The following is a 19653-nucleotide window of genomic DNA, read 5'->3' on the forward strand; positions in this document are numbered from 1 at the left end:
GTCAGCGCTATCTCTGCGTGTACGCCACCAGGATGTCTCCGTATGTGTGATATCCGTCACTCACTACCGATGAGCAGTCGTACGCCATCAGACGCCAGCAGACGTCACCGGACGCCAGCGGTCGCCCACGGACAATCCGACACCACAGGAACCAGTGCCCGCAAGGGTTCGCGAAGGTTTGACCGGGCTTCGGACTGGGGCATCCTTGATCCGGAGCCGCGATCATGACTCCACGGACAGGCGAGACGCAGGCCGGGGTAGGCTCCCGACCGCCCGAGGCGCCCGCGAGGGGTCTCATCAAAAAACGACAGCCTCTAAAAACACGTATACATACACATTGAGCCGGGGTAGGGTCCCGGCATCCGGGGCCGACCCCCACGGGTATATGCCCGCAAAATGTTGATAGCGAATGCCCTGAAAAAACTCTCAACGGAAAAGTCTCGCCTGACGTCCGGCCGACGCTTCAAGCGTTGCGCCGGATCGTTGTTGTCCGTGTCCTTGTCACGCGTGCTCCTTTTCCGGCGAGAGGGAGAAGGGGTTTGTCAAGGTTGAAGCCGAGTCCGGAAGCGCAGGAATGGGGCAAGCGACAGGCCGCGCGGTCGCCGCGCTGGACTGATCAAAAATGGGAACGCATCGCGACGATTCTCGGTGTTGCGATCAATCCCGCTGATCCGGAACTGAAGCAGGACGACGAAGCCACCGAGCACAGGCGGGAGGCGGCGTGAACACCTCCCAGCTTCCAGACCTTTCGCCCGATGTCATGGTCGCGTTGCAGCGGGCGACCATGCCGGACTTCCCGCGCTGGCAACAGATGGTCACCGCGACCGGTGGATGCGCTCAACCGATCCGCCTTAAGGGCGAGCGTGTGACCTTGGACGCAGAGACTGGCGAGGTCATCGAGTCCTACGCCACCGCTGACGAGCCGACCGGCTACCTGCTCACGGCATGCGGGAACCGCCGTGCGTCACGGTGTCCGGCGTGCGCCGAGGTCTACCGCGACGACACGTATCACCACGCGTTCGCCTTCCGAAGAGGCCGTCAGCCCGAACCGATCACGGCCCGGACGCCCGAGGGACAGCCACCGGAGATACGCCTCGGAAACTTCATCCCACAGGCGGCGCGGCCCATGCTGCTGAACGAGGAACTCGGCCTCTCCGGGCACGTAGTCCACCGCTCACTGCTCCTCGGACCAGGAGTCGTACCGCTCCGCCATGATCTGCTCGTGCATCCACGGGGGAGCCGCCATGTCGGCGGTCATGAGCACCTCCCGGACGCTGCCCTGCGGGACCGATCCCGCCGGATTCGGCGTACTGTCCCAAGCCGCTGGGCACTCTCGCAGAGGAACAGGTCGGCGGAGGCCGGTCAGCGGAGGCGGTGGCGGTCGATGAGCTGCCTGACGATGACGTTGCGCTGGATCTCGTTGGTGCCCTCGCCGACGATCATCAGTGGGGCGTCACGGAAGTAGCGCTCGACGTCGAACTCGGTCGAGTAGCCGGCCGCGCCATGGATGCGGACGGCGTCGAGGGCGATGCGCATCGCGGCCTCGGAGGCGTACAGCTTGGCCATGCCCGCCTCGAGGTCGCAGCGTTCGCCGCCGTCCAGGCGGTCGGCGGCGTCGAGCGTGAGCAGCCGCGCGGCCTGCAGCCGGGTCGCCATGTCCGCCAGGTAGTTGCCGATCGACTGGTGCTGCCAGATCGGCCGCCCGAACGCCTCGCGCTCCTGGGCGTACCGCAGGGAGTCCTCCAGCGCGGCGCGGCCGACGCCGAGCGCCCGCGCGGCCACCTGGATGCGGCCGACCTCCAGGCCCCGCATCATCTGCGCGAACCCCTGGCCCTCGACGCCGCCGAGCAGCGCGTCGAGGGGCGTCCGGTGGCCGTCGAAGGCCAGCTCGCAGCTCTCGACGCCCTTGTACCCGAGCTTTGGCAGGTCGCGTGAGACGGTCAGCCCGGGCCCGGGTTCGACCAGCAGGATGCTGATGCCGCGGTGCCGGGGGGTCGCCTCGGGGTCGGTCTTGCAGAGCAGGGCGATGAGCCCGGCGCGACGCGCGTTGGTGATCCAGATCTTCGCGCCGTCGACGACGTAGTGATCGCCGTCCCGCCGTGCGGTGGTCGTGATCGCCTGCAGGTCGGAGCCACCGGACGGCTCGGTGAGCGCCATCGTCGCCCGCAGCTCGCCGGTCGCCATGCGGGGCAGGTAGCGGCGCTTCTGCTCCTCGGTGCCGAAGACGCCGATCAGGTGCGAGACGACCGTGTGACCGCCGAAGGCCCCGGCCAGGCTCATCCAGCCACGGGCCAGCTCCTCGGTGACGAGGACGTAGCACCGCTTGGACACGGCGACCTCACCGTACGGCTCGGGAACGGCGAGCCCGAAGACGCCCAGCTCCTTCATCCGGTCGATGAGGTGCTCGGGGTAGGTGTTCGCGTGCTCCAGGTCGCGGGCGACCGGGCGTACCTCCCGGTCGACGAAGTCGGCGACGACCTCGACGATGGCGTGTTCTTCCTCGGACAGCTCGGGCACGGTCAGGCCTCCTCGGTTCTCCACCGTATCGGCGTGCGAGCATGACGGCGGAGATCGCCTGACCTGAGGAGGATCCGTGGGGCTGCTGGAGGGACGGAGCGCCGTGATCACCGGCGCGGCGCAGGGCATCGGGCTGGCCACGGCGCGGGTGTTCGCCGAGAACGGCGCCCGCGTGGTGATCGGCGACCGCGACCTCGACGCCGCGCGGGAGGCGGCCAAGGAGGTGGGCGGCCTCGCCGTGGCCTGCGACGTCACCTCGGCCGCGGAGGTGTCGGCGCTGGTCGACCGGTGTACGGCGGAGTACGGCGGGCTGGACGTCATGGTGAACAACGCGGGCGTCACCCGGGACGCCACCCTGCGCAAGATGTCGGAGGAGGACTTCGACACCGTGATCGACGTTCACCTCAAGGGCACCTGGAACGGCACCCGCGCCGCGTCGCTGGTCATGCGGGAGCAGCGACGCGGCGCGATCGTCAACGTCTCCTCCATCTCCGGCAAGGTCGGGATGGCCGGCCAGACGAACTACAGCGCGGCCAAGGCGGGCATCGTCGGCATGACCAAGGCCGCCGCCAAGGAGCTCGCCTACCTGGGTGTACGCGTCAACGCCGTGCAGCCCGGACTGATCAGGACGGCGATGACCGAGGCGATGCGCGCGGACGTCTGGGAGGGCAAGCTGCGGGAGATCCCGATGGGGCGCGCGGGCGAGCCGGAGGAGGTGGCGAACGTCGTGCTGTTCCTCGCCTCGGACCTGTCGAGCTACATGACCGGCACCGTCCTGGAGATCGCCGGGGGACGCTTCATGTGACGTCCGATACCGACGGGCCGTCGGCTTACCGGGAGCGTGGGCCGTTTTGACGGTTACTCTGCGTCAACGGCCGTCCCGGGTGGCTAGACTCAAGTCTGCAGAGGTCACGGTTCCTGGCCGCGGTCCGGTCGGCCGGCAGCCGTTACGGGGCTCCGATGAAGGCTGTGCAGTCCGACCAGGTCGAGCCTCGACCGCACGGGCCACCCCTGCCGGCCGAGGTGACCAGTTTCGTGGGGCGTCGGCACGAGGTGGCCGAGGTCAAACGTCTCCTGTCCGTGTCACGGCTCGTCACCCTGTCCGGGGTCGGCGGCGTCGGCAAGACCCGGCTCGCCACCCGGGTGAGCACCCTCGTCCACCGTGCCTTCCCCGACGGCGTGTGGCTGATCGACCTCGCCTCGCTGGCCAATCCCGGCCTGCTGGTCCCGGCGGTGTGCGAGACCCTGCAGGTCGAGGGCGCCTCGGCCGGTCCGCCGCTGCAGGTGCTGATCGACCACATCTGCGATGCCCACGCGCTGTTGATCCTGGACAACTGCGAGCACCTCCTTGCGGAGGCCGCGCTGCTGGCCGAGACGTTGCTGCGCGCCTGCCCGCGCCTGCGGATCCTCGCCACCAGCCGCCAGGCCCTCGGCGTCGCCGGCGAGCAGACCCTCTCGATTCCCAGCCTGCCGGTGACCGGCCGCAACGTCACCGGACCGGACACCGCCCCCGACGGCGGGATGGTGGCCGGTGACGCCGTGCGGCTGTTCGCCGAACGCGCCGAAGCGGTCGTGCCCGGCTTCACCCTCACCGAGGACAACCTCCCCACCGTCGAACGCATCTGCCACCGCCTCGACGCGCTGCCGCTGGCCATCGAACTGGCCGCCGTACGCCTGCGCGCCCTGTCGGTCCACCAGCTCCTCGCCCGCCTCGACGACCGCTTCCGCCTCCTGACCTCCGGTTCGCGGGCCGTCCTGCCCCGCCACCAGACCCTGCGCGCCCTCATCGACTGGAGCTACGGCCTGTGCACCGAACCCGAACGCCTCCTCTGGGAACGCACCTCCGTCTTCTCCGGCGGCCTTGACCTCGAAGCCGCCGAAACCGTCTGCGCCGGCGACGGCATCGACCGCGACGACATCCTCGAACTCGTCATCGGACTCGTCGACAAATCCATCCTCCTCCGCGAAGAACACTCCGGCACCGTCCGCTACCGCCTCCTGGAGACCATCCGCCAATACGGCCAAGAACGCCTCAACGCCTCCGGCACCACCACCCGAGTCCAACGACGCCACCGCGACCACTACCGCAACCTGATCACCCGAGCCGAACACGACTGGTTCGGACCCGACCAGGTCACCTGGCTCGACCTGCTGCGGACCGAACACCCCAACCTGCGCGCCGCCCTGGAGTACTCCTTCAGCGCGGCGGACGAGAGCGCCGTCGGCCTGGAGATGGCCGCCGGCCTGCTGCATCACTGGATGGTCAACTACTACCTCACGGAGGGTCGCGACTGGCTGGACCGCGGGCTCGCCGCCGGAACGGAACCGGGCGCCGTACGGGCCAAGGCCCTGTGCGCCGACGCCTGGATGGCCATCACGCAGGGGGACTCCGGAGCCGCTCTGCGCATGCTGGACGAGGCCGGGAGCATCGGGGACCGCCTCGGATCGCGGTCCGTGGGCGCGTACGTCGCGCTGTTCCGCGGGATGGTCGCGATGTACGCGGCGGACGCCGACTCGGCGATCCGGTACTACAAAGAGGCCGCCGCGGCTCACCGCCGGCTCGGTGACCGGGAGGGCCTGGCGCTGGGGCTGATCTGGCTCTGCCTCACCTGTTCCTTCCAGGGGAGTTCGAAGCCCGCCCTCGAGTACGGGCAGGAGGGCCTGACCCTCTGCGACGCCGCCGGGGAGCGCTGGTACCAGGCGTACGCGACCATGGCACTGGGCGTGGAGACCTGGCGAGAGGGCGACCTGAGAGGCGCGGCGGAGCTGGTCAGGCGGAGCCTGCGCTCCCACCGGGAACTCGACGATCCGCTGGGCATGGGGGTCGACTTCGAGATCCTCGCCTGGGTCGCCACCGCGGAGAAGGACTACGAGCGGGCCGCCCGGCTCCTGGGGATCCTGCGGACGACCTGGCGGCTGATCGGCGCGCCGCCGTCCGGATACGGCCACCTGGTCCGCTGCCACGAGGAGTGCGCGTCCCGTACGCGGGTGGCCATGGGCGGCCATGCCTTCACGATGGCCTGCGAGGCGGGCGCGGCGCTGGCCTTCGACAACGCCCTCGCCTACGCGCTGGGCGAGCGGCGGCTCACGGCCGCCGACCCCGTCGGCTCACCCCTCACCCGCCGCGAGACGGAGATCGCCGATCTCGTCGCGGAAGGCATGAGCAACAGGGACATCGCGGCCAGGCTGGTGATCGCCCAGCGAACCGCCGAAGGCCACGTCGAGCACATCCTGAACAAGCTGGGCTTCAACTCCCGCGCCCAGATCGGAGCCTGGGTGGGAAAGAGACGACCTAGGTAGGGGGAAGAGGCGGATCCGGGGGCGGCAGCGTCCTGGCGACCGGAGAGGTGCGTCCCGCGGGCGGCGGATCCGGGGGCGGCAGCGTCCTGGCGAGGGGGCCCGCCTTCCGGCCCCCGGATCCTTGCGAGGCATCAAACGGGTATCGCTGTGTTTTGTCCTCGGTCGTACCTCCTCACAGCTCGACGTCCAACTCCGGAAACGGCCGGTGGGTCCGTAGTTCGAACCAGACGAACTTCCCGGTCGCCGTACGCGCGGCTCCCCAGCGGCTGGACAGCATGCCCACCAGGTGAAGTCCGCGCCCGCCTTCGTCGATCTCGCCGACGGGTCGTACCTGTGGCACCGAGTCGGCGGCCTCGTCGTGCACTTCGAACCGCAGCGTGTCCTCCTCCGCGCACACGGTCAGCTGGATCTCTCCCCTGCCGTGGCGTACGGCGTTGGTGACGAGTTCGCTGACGAGGAGCTCGGCGGTGTCACGGTGGTGGCCGAGGCCCCAGTGCTCCAGCTGTTCGCCGGTGAGGCGGCGGGCCGGCGGCACCGCGGCGGTCGAAGGGGGGAGCGGCCACGAGGCGGTACCCCGGTCGCTCCCCGATTCCACGGAAGGGCGGGCGAACTCACCGCGAGGGACGGTGGCAGTCGGCCCACGCCGCTGATGAACGCCGCCGCTTCCGGGGACGAGCGCGCCCTGCGGCGCCGAGGGCGGGCGCCGCCACTGCGTGCTCGTGGGGGTCCTCACAGGGGTACCGGCGAGGCTGAGCCGGTTCACGGCGTCCGCCTTCCCTGGCGCAGCGGCCGTTCTCGTCCCGCGAGGGGCGCGCACCTGCCCGCGTCACCACGGGGGACATCCGCGGGCGGGCACGTGGCCTGCTGCTGACACATCGTCTCGTACTTTCGGTCATCGCCGAGTCGACCTGAATCGGCGTATGACACGAGCATCTCCCCTGAGACCACGCCTTCGTGACGGGACAAATCCCCCTCTCGCTACGTATTCCACGTAGTCGCCTCGTCACGAGGGCGGGCAGGGCGGCTAGGCGCGGTTCCGTACGAGGGCGTTCCGGTCCATGGTCGCGATCAGCAGATTGAGGATCACGATCACCGCGCAGACGAGGGCCGAACGCCCATGGTGCAGCGCGTACAGAGCGGCGACGGCCGCGCCGAACACGATCACCTTGACGACCAGGACGCCGGCGAGCGGCAGCCGGATCCTGGCCCTCGGCGCGGCGAAGAGCCCCCACACCACGGCGGCGACCAGGGGAAGGATCACCGCCAGGACGACGCTCAGGACCACCCCGTCGCCGGCTTCGGCGCCCCACCAGGCGAGCACGGCCAGCGCCGCGAGCTCCAGCAGGAACGCCAGGCCCTCATTCACCGCATGCAACGGACGGGGGATCATCGCACTCTCCTTCTCAGCTGCCCGAAGCCTACGGCTAACGATCACCGGAAGTGGCACGCGCGGTCGTGGGCGGGCGGCTGGGCAAGGGTGGGTAAACGGTGGTCGACTGATCGACGAGGGGGGCTCGTCGGTGATCGATCACGAACCACCCTCTGTGCTGTCAATAGCAGGGTGTCATCGCTCACTCTGCCGCGAGGTCGACGGCTTTCGCCGGCCGTCGGCACCCTGCTCGTCTCACTGGCCGTCCTGGCCGCGCCGCCCGCGAAGGCCGACCCGGCTCGGGCGCACCCACGGCTCTCGGTCGTTCCCGCCTGCGGCGCCCCGGCCAACGGCCGGATGGCCTGCCTGGCCCTCGTGCGCGCCGACGTCGCCCCACAGCAGGGGATGCTGAAGTCGGCGGTTCCGCCCGGCATCGGGCCGGCCGCCCTGCAGAGCGCCTACGGCCTGCCCGCGGCGACGGGCGGGAGCGGGCAGACCGTCGCGATCGTCGTCGCCTATGACAACCCGCGGGCGGAGGCGGACCTGGCCACCTACCGGGCGCAGTACGGGCTGCCGCCCTGCACCGGCGCCAACGGCTGCCTGCGAAAGGTCGACCAGAACGGCGGGACCCGGCTGCCGGCGGCGGACATCGGGTGGGGCGAGGAGGCGGCCCTGGACCTGGACATGGTCTCGGCGGCCTGCCCGAACTGCCGGATCCTCCTCGTCGAGGCGAACGAGGCGGACATGGAGTCGCTCGGCGCCGGCGTCAACACGGCCGTGCGCCTGGGCGCGCGCTACATCTCCAACAGCTACGGCGGGCGGGAGGACTCCTCGGCCGCCCGCTACGACGCCGCGTACTTCGCCCACCCGGGCGTGGCGATCACGGCCGCGTCGGGGGACAGCGGGTACGGGACCATGTACCCGGCGACCTCACCACGGGTGACCGCGGTCGGCGGCACCTCCCTGCGCTCGGCGGGCGGGTCGCGCGGCTGGGCGGAGGTCGCGTGGAGCGGAGCGGGGTCCGGCTGCTCCGCGTTCACGGCCAAGCCGGACCGGCAGCGGGACGCCGGCTGCGCGCGGCGGACGATCACCGACGTGTCCGCCGTCGCCGATCCGGCCACGGGCGTCGCGGTCTACGACACGTACGGCGTCGGCGGCTGGCTGGTCGTCGGCGGTACGAGCGCCTCCGCCCCGATCATCGCCGCGGCGTACGCGCTGGCCGGCCCGCCGCCCGAGGGCAGTGATCCGGCCTCCTTCCCGTACGCGCACGCGGGCGCGCTGCACGACGTGACGTCCGGGAGCAACGGCTCCTGCGCTCCGGCGTACCTGTGCAACGCGGGGCCCGGCTACGACGGTCCCACGGGTCTGGGCACCCCGAACGGCGTCACGGCCTTCCAGGCCGGGTGAGCGAGGGCCGCCGAACGAATCGGCGGCCCGCATTCCGTCGTCTCACTAGTGCCGGAACCCACCGCCACCGCCGCCGGGACCGAACCCACCGCCACCGCCGCCGGGACCGAACCCGCCACCGCCGCCGGGACCAAAGCCACCGCCACCGCCGCCGGGACCGAACCCGCCACCGCCGCCGCCGGGACCAAAGCCACCGCCGCCGCCGCCGGGACCGAAGCCACCGCCGCCGCCGCCGGGACCGTACCCGCCGCCACCGCGGCCGGGACCGTACCCGCCGCCACCGCCGCCACGACCGTGGCGGTGATGCCGGTGATGCCGGTGGTGCCTATGGCGATGGCGTCGATGGTGGTCGGACGCGGACACGTTGCCGACCTTGCCCTGGGCCGTGGCCGCCGTTCGGCTGTTGGTGGACGTCACCGCGCCGCTCTGGGCCATCGCGGGCGCCGCGAGCATCAACGCGCTCGCGGTCGCGGCGGTGGCGAGGCCGGAAGCGACCCACTTTTTCCTCGACACGTTCAGCCTCCTTCTCGTCAAGAACGCATGACGTTTTGACGTGATGACCGTCTCGGTCGCGCCCGCGGGAGGCCTACGCATCAACCATTATTCCTGCGCAACCTGGAGATAACACAATGAGCCAGTAAGGGCTCCACAAATCCCCGCCATGATAGACCGCGCCTATTGCGGCCCTGAGCGGCCGGACGGAGGCGGGGCCGTACAGGTCGAGGGCACAGGCGGTGCCTGTGCCCTCGAATCGATTGATCCGGATACCGTTTCCGGACCGTTACTCGATCACTCACTCGGTGGGAATGCCCTCTTCCAGGCCGGTTCGCCCGCGCTCCTCCAGGCCCGTACGGCCACGCTCGGAGATGCCGGTTCGACCGCGCTCCTCCACGCCCGTACGGCCGCGTTCCTGCGGTCCGAATCGCGTCCGCTCGGTCATGCCGCGCTCATGAGGCACTCGACCGCGCTCGGACACGCCGGTGCGCGTTCTCTCGCTGATGCCGCCGCGCTCGCGGGGGAGCTCCTCCCTGCCGCGCTCGGTGCGCGTCAGGCCGCCCCGGGTCCTCTCGGTGCCGTACTCCCGGCCGTACCGGCCGTACTCCCTGCCTCTGGGGCGCTCCTCCCGGCGGAACTCGCGCCCTGGGCGCATGCGCTCGCGTTCGCGCATGCGTCCGTGCTCGCGCATGCGTTCGCGTTCGCGCATGCGCTCGCGCTCGCGGCGCCGCCGGCCGTCGTCGCCGGGCAGGGCCGAGACGACTTCCGCCGTCGTGGCCGCCACGACCTGGCTGCCGGTCGAGGGTGCGGTACGGGTCTGGGCGTATGCGGGCGCGGCCATGAGAAGACCGCTCGCCACTGCTGCGGCCGCCAGGCCGCTAACGGACGCTTTCCTCACCACAGTCGTGCCTCCTTTGAATCGGAATGGCATAGAGCCTGAAACACGACGGCCCTGGAATCACTAAGCCGGGCGCGCCGCAATTGCCATCATCCCTCGGTAATCGGCGCGCACCATCACTAATAGGTAATATGTCCCCAAACACGGTGCCTATAGGTTTTTTCTATCGCTCGGGCGACGAACCGCCGTACGCGCCGAAACGGCCCGCCCTGACAGGCTGTCCCGGGCAGCACGGTGACGGTGTGTCAACGCCCGGCCTCTCGCTTCAGGAGAAGGACGTCGGCGGCCCGGTCAGCCTGCGCCCGAGTTCCCGCACCCGGTCGGCGATCTCCGGCGGAGCGTCGAGGGTGAACGCGGCGCCGAGGGCCGCGATCGCGGCGATGTACTGCACGACCAGGTCTGCGGAGTCCGCGCTGAGACGGATCGCGCACCCCTCGGTCCCGCGGTCCTCGATCTCGCCGCGGATCGCGGCGAACAGGCCCGCCCGTACGGCGCCGGCGGGCAGCCGGACGGTCATCCGCGCGGTGTACCGGTAGGACGCGCCCGCGAGGACGCGGGTGAGGTACGCGGCGGGGTCCGGCACCGGCAGCTCGCGCGGTTCGAACCGGGCGTGCGCGGGCGTCGGGCGTTCGATCCGGTCGGCGCGGAACGTACGCCAGTCCGCCCGGCCGGTGTCCCACGCGATCAGGTACCACCGTCCCCGCAGGGTGACCAGGTGGTGCGGCTCGACCCGGCGGGCGCCGGCCTCGTCCGCGCGGTTCCGGTAGTCGAAGGACAGCAGCCGGCGGTCGCGGCGGCACGCCGCGATCACGGCGAGGACGTCCGGGGCGACGCGTGGCACGTCGCCGTGCCGCACGGCGACCGCGGCATCGCTCAGCGCGGCCAGGCGGGGCCGCAGCCGGGCGGGCAGCACCTGTTCGAGCTTGGCGAGCGCCCGCGCGGAGCTGTCCTCGATCCCGGCCACGCTGCCGTCCGCGGCCGTCACCAGGCCGAGCGCGACGGCGATCGCCTCGTCGTCGTCCAGCAGCAGCGGCGGGAGGTTGCGGCCGGAGACCAGCCGGTAGCCGCCGGCCGTACCGGTGACGCCCTCCACCGGGTAGTCGAGCGCGCGCAGCCGGCTGACGTCGCGGCGCAGCGTGCGGTCGGTGACGCCCAGGCGTTCGGCCAGTTCGGCTCCGGACCATTCTCGCCTGCTCTGCAGCAGTGACAGCAGGCGCAGCAGCCGGCCGGGCAGGTCCTTGCGGGGTGTCTCGGTCACGGATCCCAGATTCGCACCCCTTCCGGACAGGATGTGTCCGGAACGGCCCCTACGGTGGCCGGCATGAGTGAGACGACGAGGGACGGTCTCGACCGGCTGCGGGCCCGTACGCGCGGGCCGGTCCACCTGCCGGGGACCGACGGCTACGACGGCGAACGCCTCGGGTTCCAGCGGCTGGACCCGCACCGGCCCGCGGTGATCGTGGGAGCGGCCGACGCGGAGGACGTACGGGCCGCGGTCGAGTACGCCGCGGCGCACGGGCTGCGCGTCGCGGTCCAGGCGACCGGGCACGGGCTGGGCCGGGCGCTGCGGGACGGCGTGCTGATCACCACCCGCCGCATGTCCGAGGTCCGGGTGGACCCGGAGTCCCGTACGGCGTGGGTGGGGGCCGGGGCGGCCTGGCGTGACGTGGTCGAGGCGGCCGCCCCGTACGGTCTGGCCCCGCTGTCCGGAAGCTTTCCCGGTGTCGGGGCGGTCTCCTACACGCTCGGCGGCGGCATCGGCCTGGTGGCGCGCCGCCACGGCTTCGCCGCCGACCACGTGCGCCGGATCGACCTGGTCACCGCGGACGGGCGGCTCCGTACGGTCACGGCGGCCTCCGAGCCGGACCTGTTCTGGGCGCTGCGCGGCGGCGGCCGCGGCCTCGGGGTGGTCACCGGGATGGAGATCGGGCTGCTGCCGATCACCCGGATGTTCGGCGGCGGCCTGTACTTCGACGTCGCGGAGACGCCGGACGCGCCGGAGACATGGCGGCGGTGGACGGCGACGGTACCGGAGGAGCTGACGTCCGGCATGACGGTGCTGTCCTACCCGGACCTGCCGATGGTGCCGGAGGAGCTGCGCGGCCGGCACGTCGCGCACGTCCAGGTCGCCCACCTGGGGAGCGAGGCGGAGGGGCGGGAGCTGGTCGAGCCGCTGCGCGCCCTCGGCCCTCGCCTGCGCGACTCGCTGCGCGCGCTGCCCTACACCGAGGGCGGCACGATCTTCGCCGAGCCGGACCGGCCGCACGCGTACCGGTCACGGAACCACCTGCTGCGCGCACTCGACCCGGGCGCGCTCGCCTCGCTGATCGCCTCGGCCGGTCCGGCGGCGCCGGTGATGTGCGTCATCGGGCTCCGGCACCTCGGCGGCGCGCTGGCGCGGCCGCCGGAGGTCCCGAACGCCGTCGGGCACCGGGAGGCCGCCTACCTGCTGAACGTCCTGTCCCCCGTCGAACCGGGTGAGGAGGACAAGGTGCGCGCCCTGCACGAGGAGCTCCTCGCGCCGTTCGCCGCCGACGCGCTGGGCCGTTCCCTGAACTTCGGTTACGGGCCGCCGGAGGAGGACGAACTACGTGCGGCGTTCGGCCCGGAGACCCACCGGCGGCTGGCCGGCCTCAGGGCCGCCTGCGACCCGGACGGGATCTTCCAGGTCTAGCCGAGCTGGATCGAGCGCTTGGCCATGCCGAGCCAGAAGCCGTCGATGACGCTGCGCTGGGTGTCCAGCTCGGCCTCGCCGGCGCCGAGCGCGACGAACAGCGGCGCGAAGTGCTCCGTACGCGGATGGGCGAGCCGCCCGGCCGGGGCCCGGTGCTCGAAGTCGAGCAGCGCGTCGAGGTCGCCCGCGGCGAGCGTCTCCCGTCCCCAGGCGTCGAACTCCTTCGACCAGCCGGGCGCGCTCGCGGGATCGGGGTCCCTCGTGAGGCCGCGCAAGTTGTGGGTGAAGAAGCCGCTCCCGACGATCAGGACGCCCTCGTCGCGGAGCGGCGCGAGGCGGCGGCCGAGGTCGAGCAGGCGCTCCGGGTCCAGGGTCGGCATGGAGATCTGCAGGACCGGGACGTCGGCGTCGGGGTACATCTCCACGAGCGGGACGTACGCGCCGTGGTCCAGGCCGCGCTCGGGGTCGTCGTGGACCGGGCCGCCGACGAGCTTGCGGACCTTGTCGGCGAGTTCCGGCGCGCCCGGCGCGGGATAGGTCACCTGGTAGTAGTGCTCGGGGAAGCCCCAGAAGTCGTAGGTCAGCGGCACCGGGCGGGTGGCGCCGATGGCGAGCGGCGCGGACTCCCAGTGCGCCGACACGACGAGGACCGCCTTGGGGCGGGGCAGGGCGGCCGACCAGGCGGCGAGCTGGCCGGGCCAGATCGCGTCGTCGGCCAGCGGGGGTGCGCCGTGGCTGAGGTAGATCACCGGCATCCGTTCGGACATGCCTACGAGACTACGCGATTTAGTTGAACTCTCAAATACCTTGTCCAAGTGATGGTGAAGAACCCGACAGGGACGGAGCCGCTCCCTGACCTGAGAGGCCGACTTCGCTACCGTCGCGGTGAGCGAACGCGTCACCAGCGACGGAGGGATCCCGCGTGCGAGTCTTGGTGATCGGTGCCGGCGTCATCGGCGCCGCCGTCGCCGCCGGGCTGACCCGCCGTGGCGCGTGGGTGACCGTCCTCGACCAGCGCTTCCCCGGCGCCGGCACCACCGGCACGTCCTTCGCCTGGGTCAACGCGAACGCCAAGGACCCCGAGGACTACTTCACGCTTAACCACACGGCCGTGCACGCCTACCACGCGCTCGGCGGCGACGGCTTCGTCCCCACCGGGCATCTGGAGTGGGCGAACGGCGAGACGCGCCGCCTGGAGCTCAGCGCCCGCGTCGAGCGGCTACGCGACCGCGGGTACGCGGTCGAACGGATCACCGCCCGCCGCGCCGCCGAACTCGAACCCGACCTGGCCGCCCAGCCCGACGCCACGGACTACGTCCTCTTCCCCGAGGAGGGCCACGTCATCCCGGCCGTGCTCCTCGCCCGCCTCCTCGGCGAGGCGCGCGACCGCGGCGCCCGCGTCGAGACCGGCGCGGCCGTCCGGGAGATCACGTCGGGCCGTGGCGGGGTGAGCGTCACGCTCGCCGACGGCGGGGTCCGCGCCGCCGACGTCCTGGTCTGCTGCGCCGGCCGGTGGACGGGCGGGCTCGTCGACGTCCCCGTGCTCGACCCGCGCGTGTCCGGAGCGGTCACGAACGGCTTCCTCGTCACGACCACGCCCGTCCCCGCCCGGCTGGGGCGCGTGCTCACGAGCGACCGCCTGAACGTCCGCCCCGACGGCGGCGGCCGCCTGCTGCTCCAGGCGCTCGACCTGGACGGGGCCGCCGACCCCGAGACCCGGCCGCCGGACGACGTCGGCGCCGAAATGATCGCCCGGCTGCCCGAGGTCCTGTCCGCGACCGAGGGCGTGCGGGTCGAGCACACCCGCGTCGGACAGCGCGCCATGCCCACCGACCGCCGTACCGTCGCGGGGTTCACCGACTCCGCCGCGCGCGTCTACACGGTCGTGACGCACAGCGGGATCACGCTCGCGCCGCTCCTCGGCGACCTGGTGGCCGGGGAGGTGTACGGCAAGGAGTCGGCGCTGCTGCGGCCGTTCCGCCCGGCGCGGTTCGCGGTGCCGGCGCCCGCCGCCGCGCCCGAGACCGAATGCCCGGCGCAGGACCGGGGATAGCTGCACCTATGGGGCACGCCCGTCTGGAGTTCGCCGCCGAACTCCGCTTCTTCCTCGCGCCCGCCGCCCGCGGCGGTGCGCTGCTCGCCCCGCTCGACGGGACCTCCTCCCTCGGGCACCTGGTCGAGTCCGTCGGCGTCCCGCTGCCCGAGGTCGGTGCCCTGCTCGTCGCCGGCCGGCCGGTGGCCGCGTCCTACCGCCCGCAGGACGGCGACGTCGTCCGGGTGGACGCCGTACGCCGCCCGCAGCGCCTGCCGGCCGGGCCGCCGCGCTTCACGCTCGACGTCCACCTCGGCAAGCTCGCCCGGCGACTGCGGCTCGTCGGGGTCGACACCGACTATCACAACGACATCGACGACGACGTCCTGGTCGAGCTGGCCAACCGCGAGGAGCGGGTCGTGCTGACGCAGGACCGCGGCCTGCTCCGCCGCCGGCGGCTGTGGTTCGGCGCGTACGTGCGCGGCACCCGGCCGGAGGAGCAGTTCCTCGACGTGCTGGACCGGTTCGCGCCGCCGCTCGCACCGTGGACCCGCTGCACCGCCTGCAACGGCGTGCTGACGCCGGTCGCCAAGGAGACGATCGAGCACCTGCTCCAGCCCGGCACCCGGCGCAACTACGACGGGTACGCGCGGTGCGAGGCGTGCGGCCGGCTCTACTGGAAGGGCGCCCATCACCGCCGGTTGCAGGCGATCGTGGACGCCGCTCTCAGCTCCTCGTGACTCCGTGCCCCGTGACTCCGTGACCCCGTGATCAGCCGATGTCGCGGCGCCGGAGGCCGGTGAGGCCCGCGGCGGTGATCGCGGCCGCGACGACGGCGAGCGCGAGGAGCGGCGTCGCCGACGCCTCACCGCCCGGCAGCTTGGGAACGTGCGTGAACGGCGACAGGTCCATGACCACCTGGCTCAGCCGCAGGACCGGACCGAGCTGGCCGAGGAGCAGGAAGACGCCGAGCACGCCCCAGGCAGCCGGCGCCAGCCGGGGCGCCGCGCCGAACAGCAGCATCGCGATCGCGGCCGCCACCCACGCGGCGGGCGCCTGCACCAGCGCCGCCCCGAGCAGCCGGGGCACCTGTCCGCCGAGGTCGTGGACCCGCAGGCCGTCGGCCAGCCCCGCCGTCAGCCCGGCGACCGCGAGCAGCAGCACCGGCCCGGCCACCGCGAACAGCAGATGGCCGATCGACCACCGAACCCGGCGGACCGGCGTGGCCAGGAGCGGTTCGAGCCGCTGCGCGGTCTCCTCGGCGCGCATCCGCAGCACCACCTGGACGGCGTACGCGGCGGCGATCATGCCGATGATCCCCATCATCGCCGCGGCGTAGGAGTCCTCCAGGCTCTGCCGCCCGCCCATCCTGGCGAGGATGTCCCGCATGCTGGAGCTGTCCTTGACCAGGTCTCCGATGCCCTTGAGGATGCCGCCGACCGCCGCCCCGTACACGGCGAACCCGGCCAGCCACGCCAGGAGCGCGCCGCGCTGCAGCCGCCAGGCGAGGCCGAGCGGGCCGCCCAGGTACGGCGCGGCGCCGGCCGGCCCGGTCCGCGCCGCGAGCAGGCCCGCCCCCAGGTCCCTGCGCTCCACCAGCGCGTACGCCACGACCGCCAGGATCAGCGCGGCGACCGGCCCGAGTGCGACGACCCACCAGCGTTCCGCGCCGAACGCCCGTACCTGTTCCGCCCAGCCGATCGGCGTCACCCAGGACAGCCACGCGACGCGGCCGGCCTCCCCGACCGCGCGCAGCAGGTAGGCGACGCCGACGGCGGCGAGCGCGATGGCCCGCGCGCCCTGGGCCGTCTCGGCGACCTGCGCCGCGACGCCCGCGACGGCCGTGAAGCACAGGCCGGGGATCGTCCAGGCCAGCCCGGTCGCGAACGCGCCCGCCGCCGGCAGGCCGATGATGATCAGCGCGAGGGCGGTCACGACCGCGAGCGCGACGTTGGCGACGACCCCGACGAGCAGGCCCGCGGTCAGCGGCGCCCGGCGGCCGACGACGCCCGCGCCGACCAGTTCCAGGCGGCCCGCCTCCTCGTCGCCCCGCGTGTGCCGGATGACGAGCAGGACGCTCATCACCCCGACGAGCAGACCGCCGATCGCGGCCATCCGCCAGGCGGTGATCCCGCCGATCGACCCGGCGACGTGGATCCGGCCGTACATGGCGACCGCCGCGCCGTTGCCGTTGATGCCGGCGACGAAGTCGCGCAGCGACGCGGGCGTGTCGTACAACGTCTTGAAGCCGTACGCCGTGCTCGCCGCGTACGCGACGAGGGCGTAGACCCAGACGACGAGCATGATCCGGCTGCGCCTCAGCCCGAGCGTCAGCAGCCGCCCGGTGCCGGTGAAATTCCTCATCGGGTCATCCCCGCGGGGGCCTCGTCCTCGTAGTGGCGGAGGAAGAGCTGCTCCAATGTCGGCGGGGTGCTCGTGAGGCTGCGGACACCCGCCCGGGTCAGGTGCCGCAGCACCTCGTCGAGCCGGTCGGTGTCGACCTCGAGCCGGACGCGGGTGCCCTCGACGTCGGGGTCGTGGACGCCGGGCAGGGCGGTCAGCCCGTCGGGCGGGCTCGCCAGCTCGGCCGTGATCGACGTGCGGGTCAGGTGCCGGAGCTCGGCGAGCGTGCCGCTCTCGACGGTGCGGCCCCGGCGGATGATGCTCACCCGGTCGCAGAGCGCCTCGACCTCGGACAGGATGTGGCTGGACAGCAGCACCGTACGGCCGCGCTCGCGCTCCTCCTGGACGCAGCGCTGGAAGACCTCCTCCATGAGCGGGTCGAGGCCGGAGGTCGGCTCGTCGAGGATCAGCAGCTCGACGTCCGAGGCGAACGCCGCGACGAGGGCGACCTTCTGCCGGTTGCCCTTGGAGTAGGCCCGGCCCTTCTTCTTCGGGTCCAGCTCGAACCGCTCCAGCAGCTCGGCCTTGCGGTCCGGGTCGTGTCCGCCGCGCAGGCGGCCGAGCAGGTCGATGACCTCGCCGCCGGTGAGGTTCGGCCAGAGGACGACGTCGCCGGGGACGTACGCGAGCCGGCGGTGCAGCGTGGTGACGTCGCGCCACGGGTCGCCGCCCAGCAGCCGCGCCGTGCCCGCGTCGGCCCGCAGCAGGCCGAGCAGGATGCGAATGGTCGTGGACTTGCCCGAGCCGTTCGGGCCCAGGAAGCCGTGGACCTCGCCGGAGCGGACGGTCAGGTCCAGGCCGTCCAGCGCACGTGTCCGGCCGAAGGTCTTCACCAGGCCGGACACGGAGATCGCGTCTGTCATAGTTCTGAACGTACACTAGTTTCACAAAATCGTGAACATAGTGAAGCTCCGATAAGCTGATTACGGACTGAGAGGGGTGGGAGCGCGTGGTCGAGCGGGACCCCGAAACCGTGCGCCGGTTCATCGAGCGGTTCGCATCGGACCTGGTGGAGGCGGGTGTGCCACGGATGCCCGCGCGCGTCTTCGCGGCGTTGCTCGGCTCCGACTCCGGTCGCCTCACCGCCGCCCAGCTCTCCGAGACACTCCAGGTCAGCCCGGCGGCGATCTCGGGCGCGGTGCGCTACCTGTCCCAGGTCCACATGATCCGGCGTGAGCGCGAGCCGGGATCCCGCCGGGACGTCTACGTCTCGGACGCCGACATCTGGTTCGAGGCGATCCTCAACCGTGACCGGATCATCCCCCGCTGGCAGAAGAGCATCCGCGAGGGTGTCGAGGCGCTGGGCCCCGACACCCCGGCGGGCCTCCGGCTGGCCGAGACCCTGGCGTTCTTCGACTACATCCACGAGGAGCTCCCGAGGTTCCTCGCCGAGTGGCAGAAGCGCAAGGCCGAGATGCGGGCCGCCCGAGAAGGCTGATCGGCGGTTCGGGGGTCAGCGGTCGGGGCTCAGCAGTTGGGGATGGGGCCGCCGTTCACGTCGCGGGCCTCGTCGTTGCCCCAGCGGGACAGGTAGTACGCCGAGACGTACGCGCCCCGGCCGTTCTTACCGGGATACGTACGGTCCAGGTCGGTGCGCAGCCACCAGTGGTTGAACTGCCCGCCGTTGCCGACCTGCGCGCCCCAGACCTTGCAGTAGACGTAGTTGTTCCCCTTGTTGAGCACGCCCTGGGCGTCGCCGGTGTTCGGCTCCCGGTAGCCGACGGCGTCGGCGAAGGTGTTCACCCAGTACTTCACCTGGCCGGGCTGTCCCCCACCGCCTCCGCTGCCGTCGACCCGGACGGCGCCGGCGTAGTCGCCGCCGAGGCGGACCGGCGTCATCCGGACGTGCGTCCCCGACTGGAACGCCTCGACCATCTGGCCGGCCCCGAGGTAGATCGCGACATGGTGCACCCATCCGCGGCCCCAGAACAGCAGGTCGCCGGGGAGAAGCGGACCGGTGCCCTGTCCCGGAGAGAATCGTGCGACGGCCCGCCCGGTATGGAATTGATTGTCGGCTGTGCCATTAAGGATGTCGCGGCCGGTCGCCCGGTAATAGGCGTATCGCACCAATCCCGAGCAGTCGAATCCGAGCCGTTGCCCGTCGTTCTTGCTGGCCGGATCCTGGCCGTCATAATGGCCGTACGTCGCGCCGGGAACGGGACCGTGCCCGCCACCCCAGCTGTACCAGACGCCGAGCTGCGAGCACGCCGCCCGCACCGCCTGCTGCGCCACCGCGGACGCCCCCGGCTGCAGCACGTCGCACCCGGCCAGCGCCCGTACGGCCGGACGGCCCACCGCGCCGGCCGCCGACCTCGCCGCGGGCCCGGTGGCCGCCGCCGGTCCTGCGCCCGCGGCCGCGGCCCCGACAACGATTCCCGCCATTCCGGCAAGGCCGACGAATTTCCGAATGGACATAGGAGCGCCCCCGCTTCTCCTCGCTGATCCTTCGTTCGCGCTCATTCCCCCGGGTTGGATCTGCGAATCCCGGATCCCCGGTCGCCGCGAACACCATTCCAGACATGAAGCGAAGAATCGGACCGCCGAGGGCAGGGTGCTCG

General features: G+C 72.1%; 19 protein-coding genes and 1 pseudogene. 10 read left to right on the forward strand and 10 right to left on the reverse strand.

What is annotated here, in order from left to right; genetic code table 11:
* The first annotated feature begins 539 nt into the window (after positions 1 to 539).
* Both NE234_RS22000 and NE234_RS45415 read left to right on the forward strand, forming a co-directional pair.
* Positions 540 to 725: a hypothetical protein gene (locus NE234_RS22000; RefSeq protein WP_252782361.1), complete on the forward strand. Its 186-nt coding sequence runs from the start codon at positions 540 to 542 to the stop codon at positions 723 to 725.
* Between the two features lie 86 nt (positions 726 to 811).
* Positions 812 to 955: pseudogene (locus NE234_RS45415) on the forward strand (replication initiator); the annotation flags it as partial.
* Positions 956 to 964: 9 nt separating this feature from the next.
* On the opposite strand, the gene NE234_RS22005 reads toward NE234_RS45415, so the two are convergent.
* Both NE234_RS22005 and NE234_RS22010 read right to left on the reverse strand, forming a co-directional pair.
* Positions 965 to 1171, reverse strand: coding sequence for a hypothetical protein (locus NE234_RS22005; RefSeq protein ID WP_252782362.1), 207 nt, complete (start codon positions 1169 to 1171; stop codon positions 965 to 967).
* A 191-nt stretch (positions 1172 to 1362) separates the two neighbouring features.
* Positions 1363 to 2517, reverse strand: a complete 1155-nt coding sequence (locus tag NE234_RS22010; RefSeq protein ID WP_252782363.1) for an acyl-CoA dehydrogenase family protein — start codon at positions 2515 to 2517, stop codon at positions 1363 to 1365.
* A 76-nt stretch (positions 2518 to 2593) separates the two neighbouring features.
* Here NE234_RS22010 and fabG point away from each other — a divergent pair, with 76 nt between their 5' ends.
* On the forward strand, positions 2594 to 3322 hold the full coding sequence (fabG, locus tag NE234_RS22015; protein WP_252782364.1) for a 3-oxoacyl-ACP reductase FabG: 729 nt from the start codon (positions 2594 to 2596) through the stop codon (positions 3320 to 3322).
* 155 nt (positions 3323 to 3477) lie between these two features.
* Positions 3478 to 5817 (forward strand): ATP-binding protein, encoded by a 2340-nt coding sequence (locus NE234_RS22020; RefSeq protein ID WP_252782365.1) that lies wholly within the window; start codon positions 3478 to 3480, stop codon positions 5815 to 5817.
* Between the two features lie 172 nt (positions 5818 to 5989).
* Here the strand turns inward: NE234_RS22020 and NE234_RS46030 are convergent, their stop codons facing one another.
* Both NE234_RS46030 and NE234_RS22030 read right to left on the reverse strand, forming a co-directional pair.
* Positions 5990 to 6634, reverse strand: a complete 645-nt coding sequence (locus tag NE234_RS46030) for an ATP-binding protein (protein WP_406567045.1) — start codon at positions 6632 to 6634, stop codon at positions 5990 to 5992.
* Positions 6635 to 6841: 207 nt separating this feature from the next.
* Complete coding sequence (locus NE234_RS22030) at positions 6842 to 7207, reverse strand: YrdB family protein (RefSeq protein WP_252782367.1); 366 nt, start codon at positions 7205 to 7207, stop codon at positions 6842 to 6844.
* Positions 7208 to 7378: 171 nt separating this feature from the next.
* On the opposite strand from NE234_RS22030, the gene NE234_RS22035 reads away from it, so the two are divergent.
* The gene (locus NE234_RS22035; RefSeq protein ID WP_252782368.1) at positions 7379 to 8593 is read left to right on the forward strand and encodes a S53 family peptidase; all 1215 of its coding nucleotides are present in this window, start codon (positions 7379 to 7381) and stop codon (positions 8591 to 8593) included.
* Between the two features lie 373 nt (positions 8594 to 8966).
* On the forward strand, positions 8967 to 9137 hold the full coding sequence (locus NE234_RS22040) for a hypothetical protein (protein WP_252782369.1): 171 nt from the start codon (positions 8967 to 8969) through the stop codon (positions 9135 to 9137).
* Positions 9138 to 9386: 249 nt separating this feature from the next.
* Here the strand turns inward: NE234_RS22040 and NE234_RS22045 are convergent, their stop codons facing one another.
* Together NE234_RS22045 and NE234_RS22050 are read right to left on the reverse strand one after the other, a co-directional pair.
* Positions 9387 to 9929 carry a hypothetical protein gene (locus NE234_RS22045; protein ID WP_252782370.1) on the reverse strand — a complete coding sequence of 181 codons (543 nt, stop codon included), beginning with the start codon at positions 9927 to 9929 and terminating at the stop codon, positions 9387 to 9389.
* A gap of 322 nt (positions 9930 to 10251) precedes the next feature.
* Entirely contained in the window at positions 10252 to 11244 is a 993-nt protein-coding gene (locus NE234_RS22050) for a helix-turn-helix transcriptional regulator (protein ID WP_252782371.1), read from the reverse strand.
* Positions 11245 to 11307: 63 nt separating this feature from the next.
* On the opposite strand from NE234_RS22050, the gene NE234_RS22055 reads away from it, so the two are divergent.
* The gene (locus tag NE234_RS22055) at positions 11308 to 12660 is read left to right on the forward strand and encodes an FAD-binding oxidoreductase (protein ID WP_252782372.1); all 1353 of its coding nucleotides are present in this window, start codon (positions 11308 to 11310) and stop codon (positions 12658 to 12660) included.
* Here NE234_RS22055 and NE234_RS22060 read toward each other — a convergent pair.
* Positions 12657 to 13427 (reverse strand): dioxygenase family protein, encoded by a 771-nt coding sequence (locus tag NE234_RS22060; protein ID WP_252782373.1) that lies wholly within the window; start codon positions 13425 to 13427, stop codon positions 12657 to 12659. The genes NE234_RS22055 and NE234_RS22060 overlap by 4 nt on opposite strands.
* A 155-nt stretch (positions 13428 to 13582) precedes the next feature.
* Here NE234_RS22060 and NE234_RS22065 point away from each other — a divergent pair, with 155 nt between their 5' ends.
* Both NE234_RS22065 and NE234_RS22070 read left to right on the forward strand, forming a co-directional pair.
* Positions 13583 to 14713 (forward strand): NAD(P)/FAD-dependent oxidoreductase, encoded by a 1131-nt coding sequence (locus NE234_RS22065; RefSeq protein WP_252782374.1) that lies wholly within the window; start codon positions 13583 to 13585, stop codon positions 14711 to 14713.
* Between the two features lie 8 nt (positions 14714 to 14721).
* Positions 14722 to 15432 carry a Mut7-C ubiquitin/RNAse domain-containing protein gene (locus NE234_RS22070; protein ID WP_252782375.1) on the forward strand — a complete coding sequence of 237 codons (711 nt, stop codon included), beginning with the start codon at positions 14722 to 14724 and terminating at the stop codon, positions 15430 to 15432.
* A gap of 31 nt (positions 15433 to 15463) precedes the next feature.
* Here NE234_RS22070 and NE234_RS22075 read toward each other — a convergent pair whose 3' ends face one another.
* Positions 15464 to 17056: an ABC transporter permease gene (locus tag NE234_RS22075; RefSeq protein ID WP_252782376.1), complete on the reverse strand. Its 1593-nt coding sequence runs from the start codon at positions 17054 to 17056 to the stop codon at positions 15464 to 15466.
* On the reverse strand, positions 17053 to 17958 hold the full coding sequence (locus tag NE234_RS22080; RefSeq protein ID WP_252782377.1) for an ABC transporter ATP-binding protein: 906 nt from the start codon (positions 17956 to 17958) through the stop codon (positions 17053 to 17055). The genes NE234_RS22075 and NE234_RS22080 overlap by 4 nt, the downstream gene beginning before the upstream one ends.
* Before the next feature lie 86 nt (positions 17959 to 18044).
* Between NE234_RS22080 and NE234_RS22085 the strand changes: the two genes are divergently transcribed.
* Complete coding sequence (locus tag NE234_RS22085; protein WP_252782378.1) at positions 18045 to 18533, forward strand: GbsR/MarR family transcriptional regulator; 489 nt, start codon at positions 18045 to 18047, stop codon at positions 18531 to 18533.
* Between the two features lie 29 nt (positions 18534 to 18562).
* On the opposite strand, the gene NE234_RS22090 is transcribed toward NE234_RS22085, so the two are convergent.
* Positions 18563 to 19477: a C40 family peptidase gene (locus tag NE234_RS22090; protein ID WP_252782379.1), complete on the reverse strand. Its 915-nt coding sequence runs from the start codon at positions 19475 to 19477 to the stop codon at positions 18563 to 18565.
* Positions 19478 to 19653 lie beyond the last annotated feature (176 nt).

Origin of the sequence: Actinoallomurus rhizosphaericola (assembly GCF_024055675.1) — a bacterium.
Classification (GTDB): domain Bacteria; phylum Actinomycetota; class Actinomycetes; order Streptosporangiales; family Streptosporangiaceae; genus Actinoallomurus; species Actinoallomurus soli.

Bases quoted from the DNA above. Each gene is read 5' to 3' on its own strand.
- NE234_RS22070 (WP_252782375.1), top strand. From the start codon at position 14,722: ATGGGGCACGCCCGTCTGGAGTTCGCCGCCGAACTCCGCTTCTTCCTC.
- NE234_RS22090 (WP_252782379.1), bottom strand. From the start codon at position 19,477: ATGGCGGGAATCGTTGTCGGGGCCGCGGCCGCGGGCGCAGGACCGGCG.
- NE234_RS22060 (WP_252782373.1), bottom strand. From the start codon at position 13,427: ATGTCCGAACGGATGCCGGTGATCTACCTCAGCCACGGCGCACCCCCG.
- NE234_RS22055 (WP_252782372.1), top strand. From the start codon at position 11,308: ATGAGTGAGACGACGAGGGACGGTCTCGACCGGCTGCGGGCCCGTACG.
- NE234_RS22045 (WP_252782370.1), bottom strand. From the start codon at position 9,929: ATGGCCGCGCCCGCATACGCCCAGACCCGTACCGCACCCTCGACCGGC.
- NE234_RS22030 (WP_252782367.1), bottom strand. From the start codon at position 7,207: ATGATCCCCCGTCCGTTGCATGCGGTGAATGAGGGCCTGGCGTTCCTG.
- NE234_RS22020 (WP_252782365.1), top strand. From the start codon at position 3,478: ATGAAGGCTGTGCAGTCCGACCAGGTCGAGCCTCGACCGCACGGGCCA.
- NE234_RS22075 (WP_252782376.1), bottom strand. From the start codon at position 17,056: ATGAGGAATTTCACCGGCACCGGGCGGCTGCTGACGCTCGGGCTGAGG.
- NE234_RS22080 (WP_252782377.1), bottom strand. From the start codon at position 17,958: ATGACAGACGCGATCTCCGTGTCCGGCCTGGTGAAGACCTTCGGCCGG.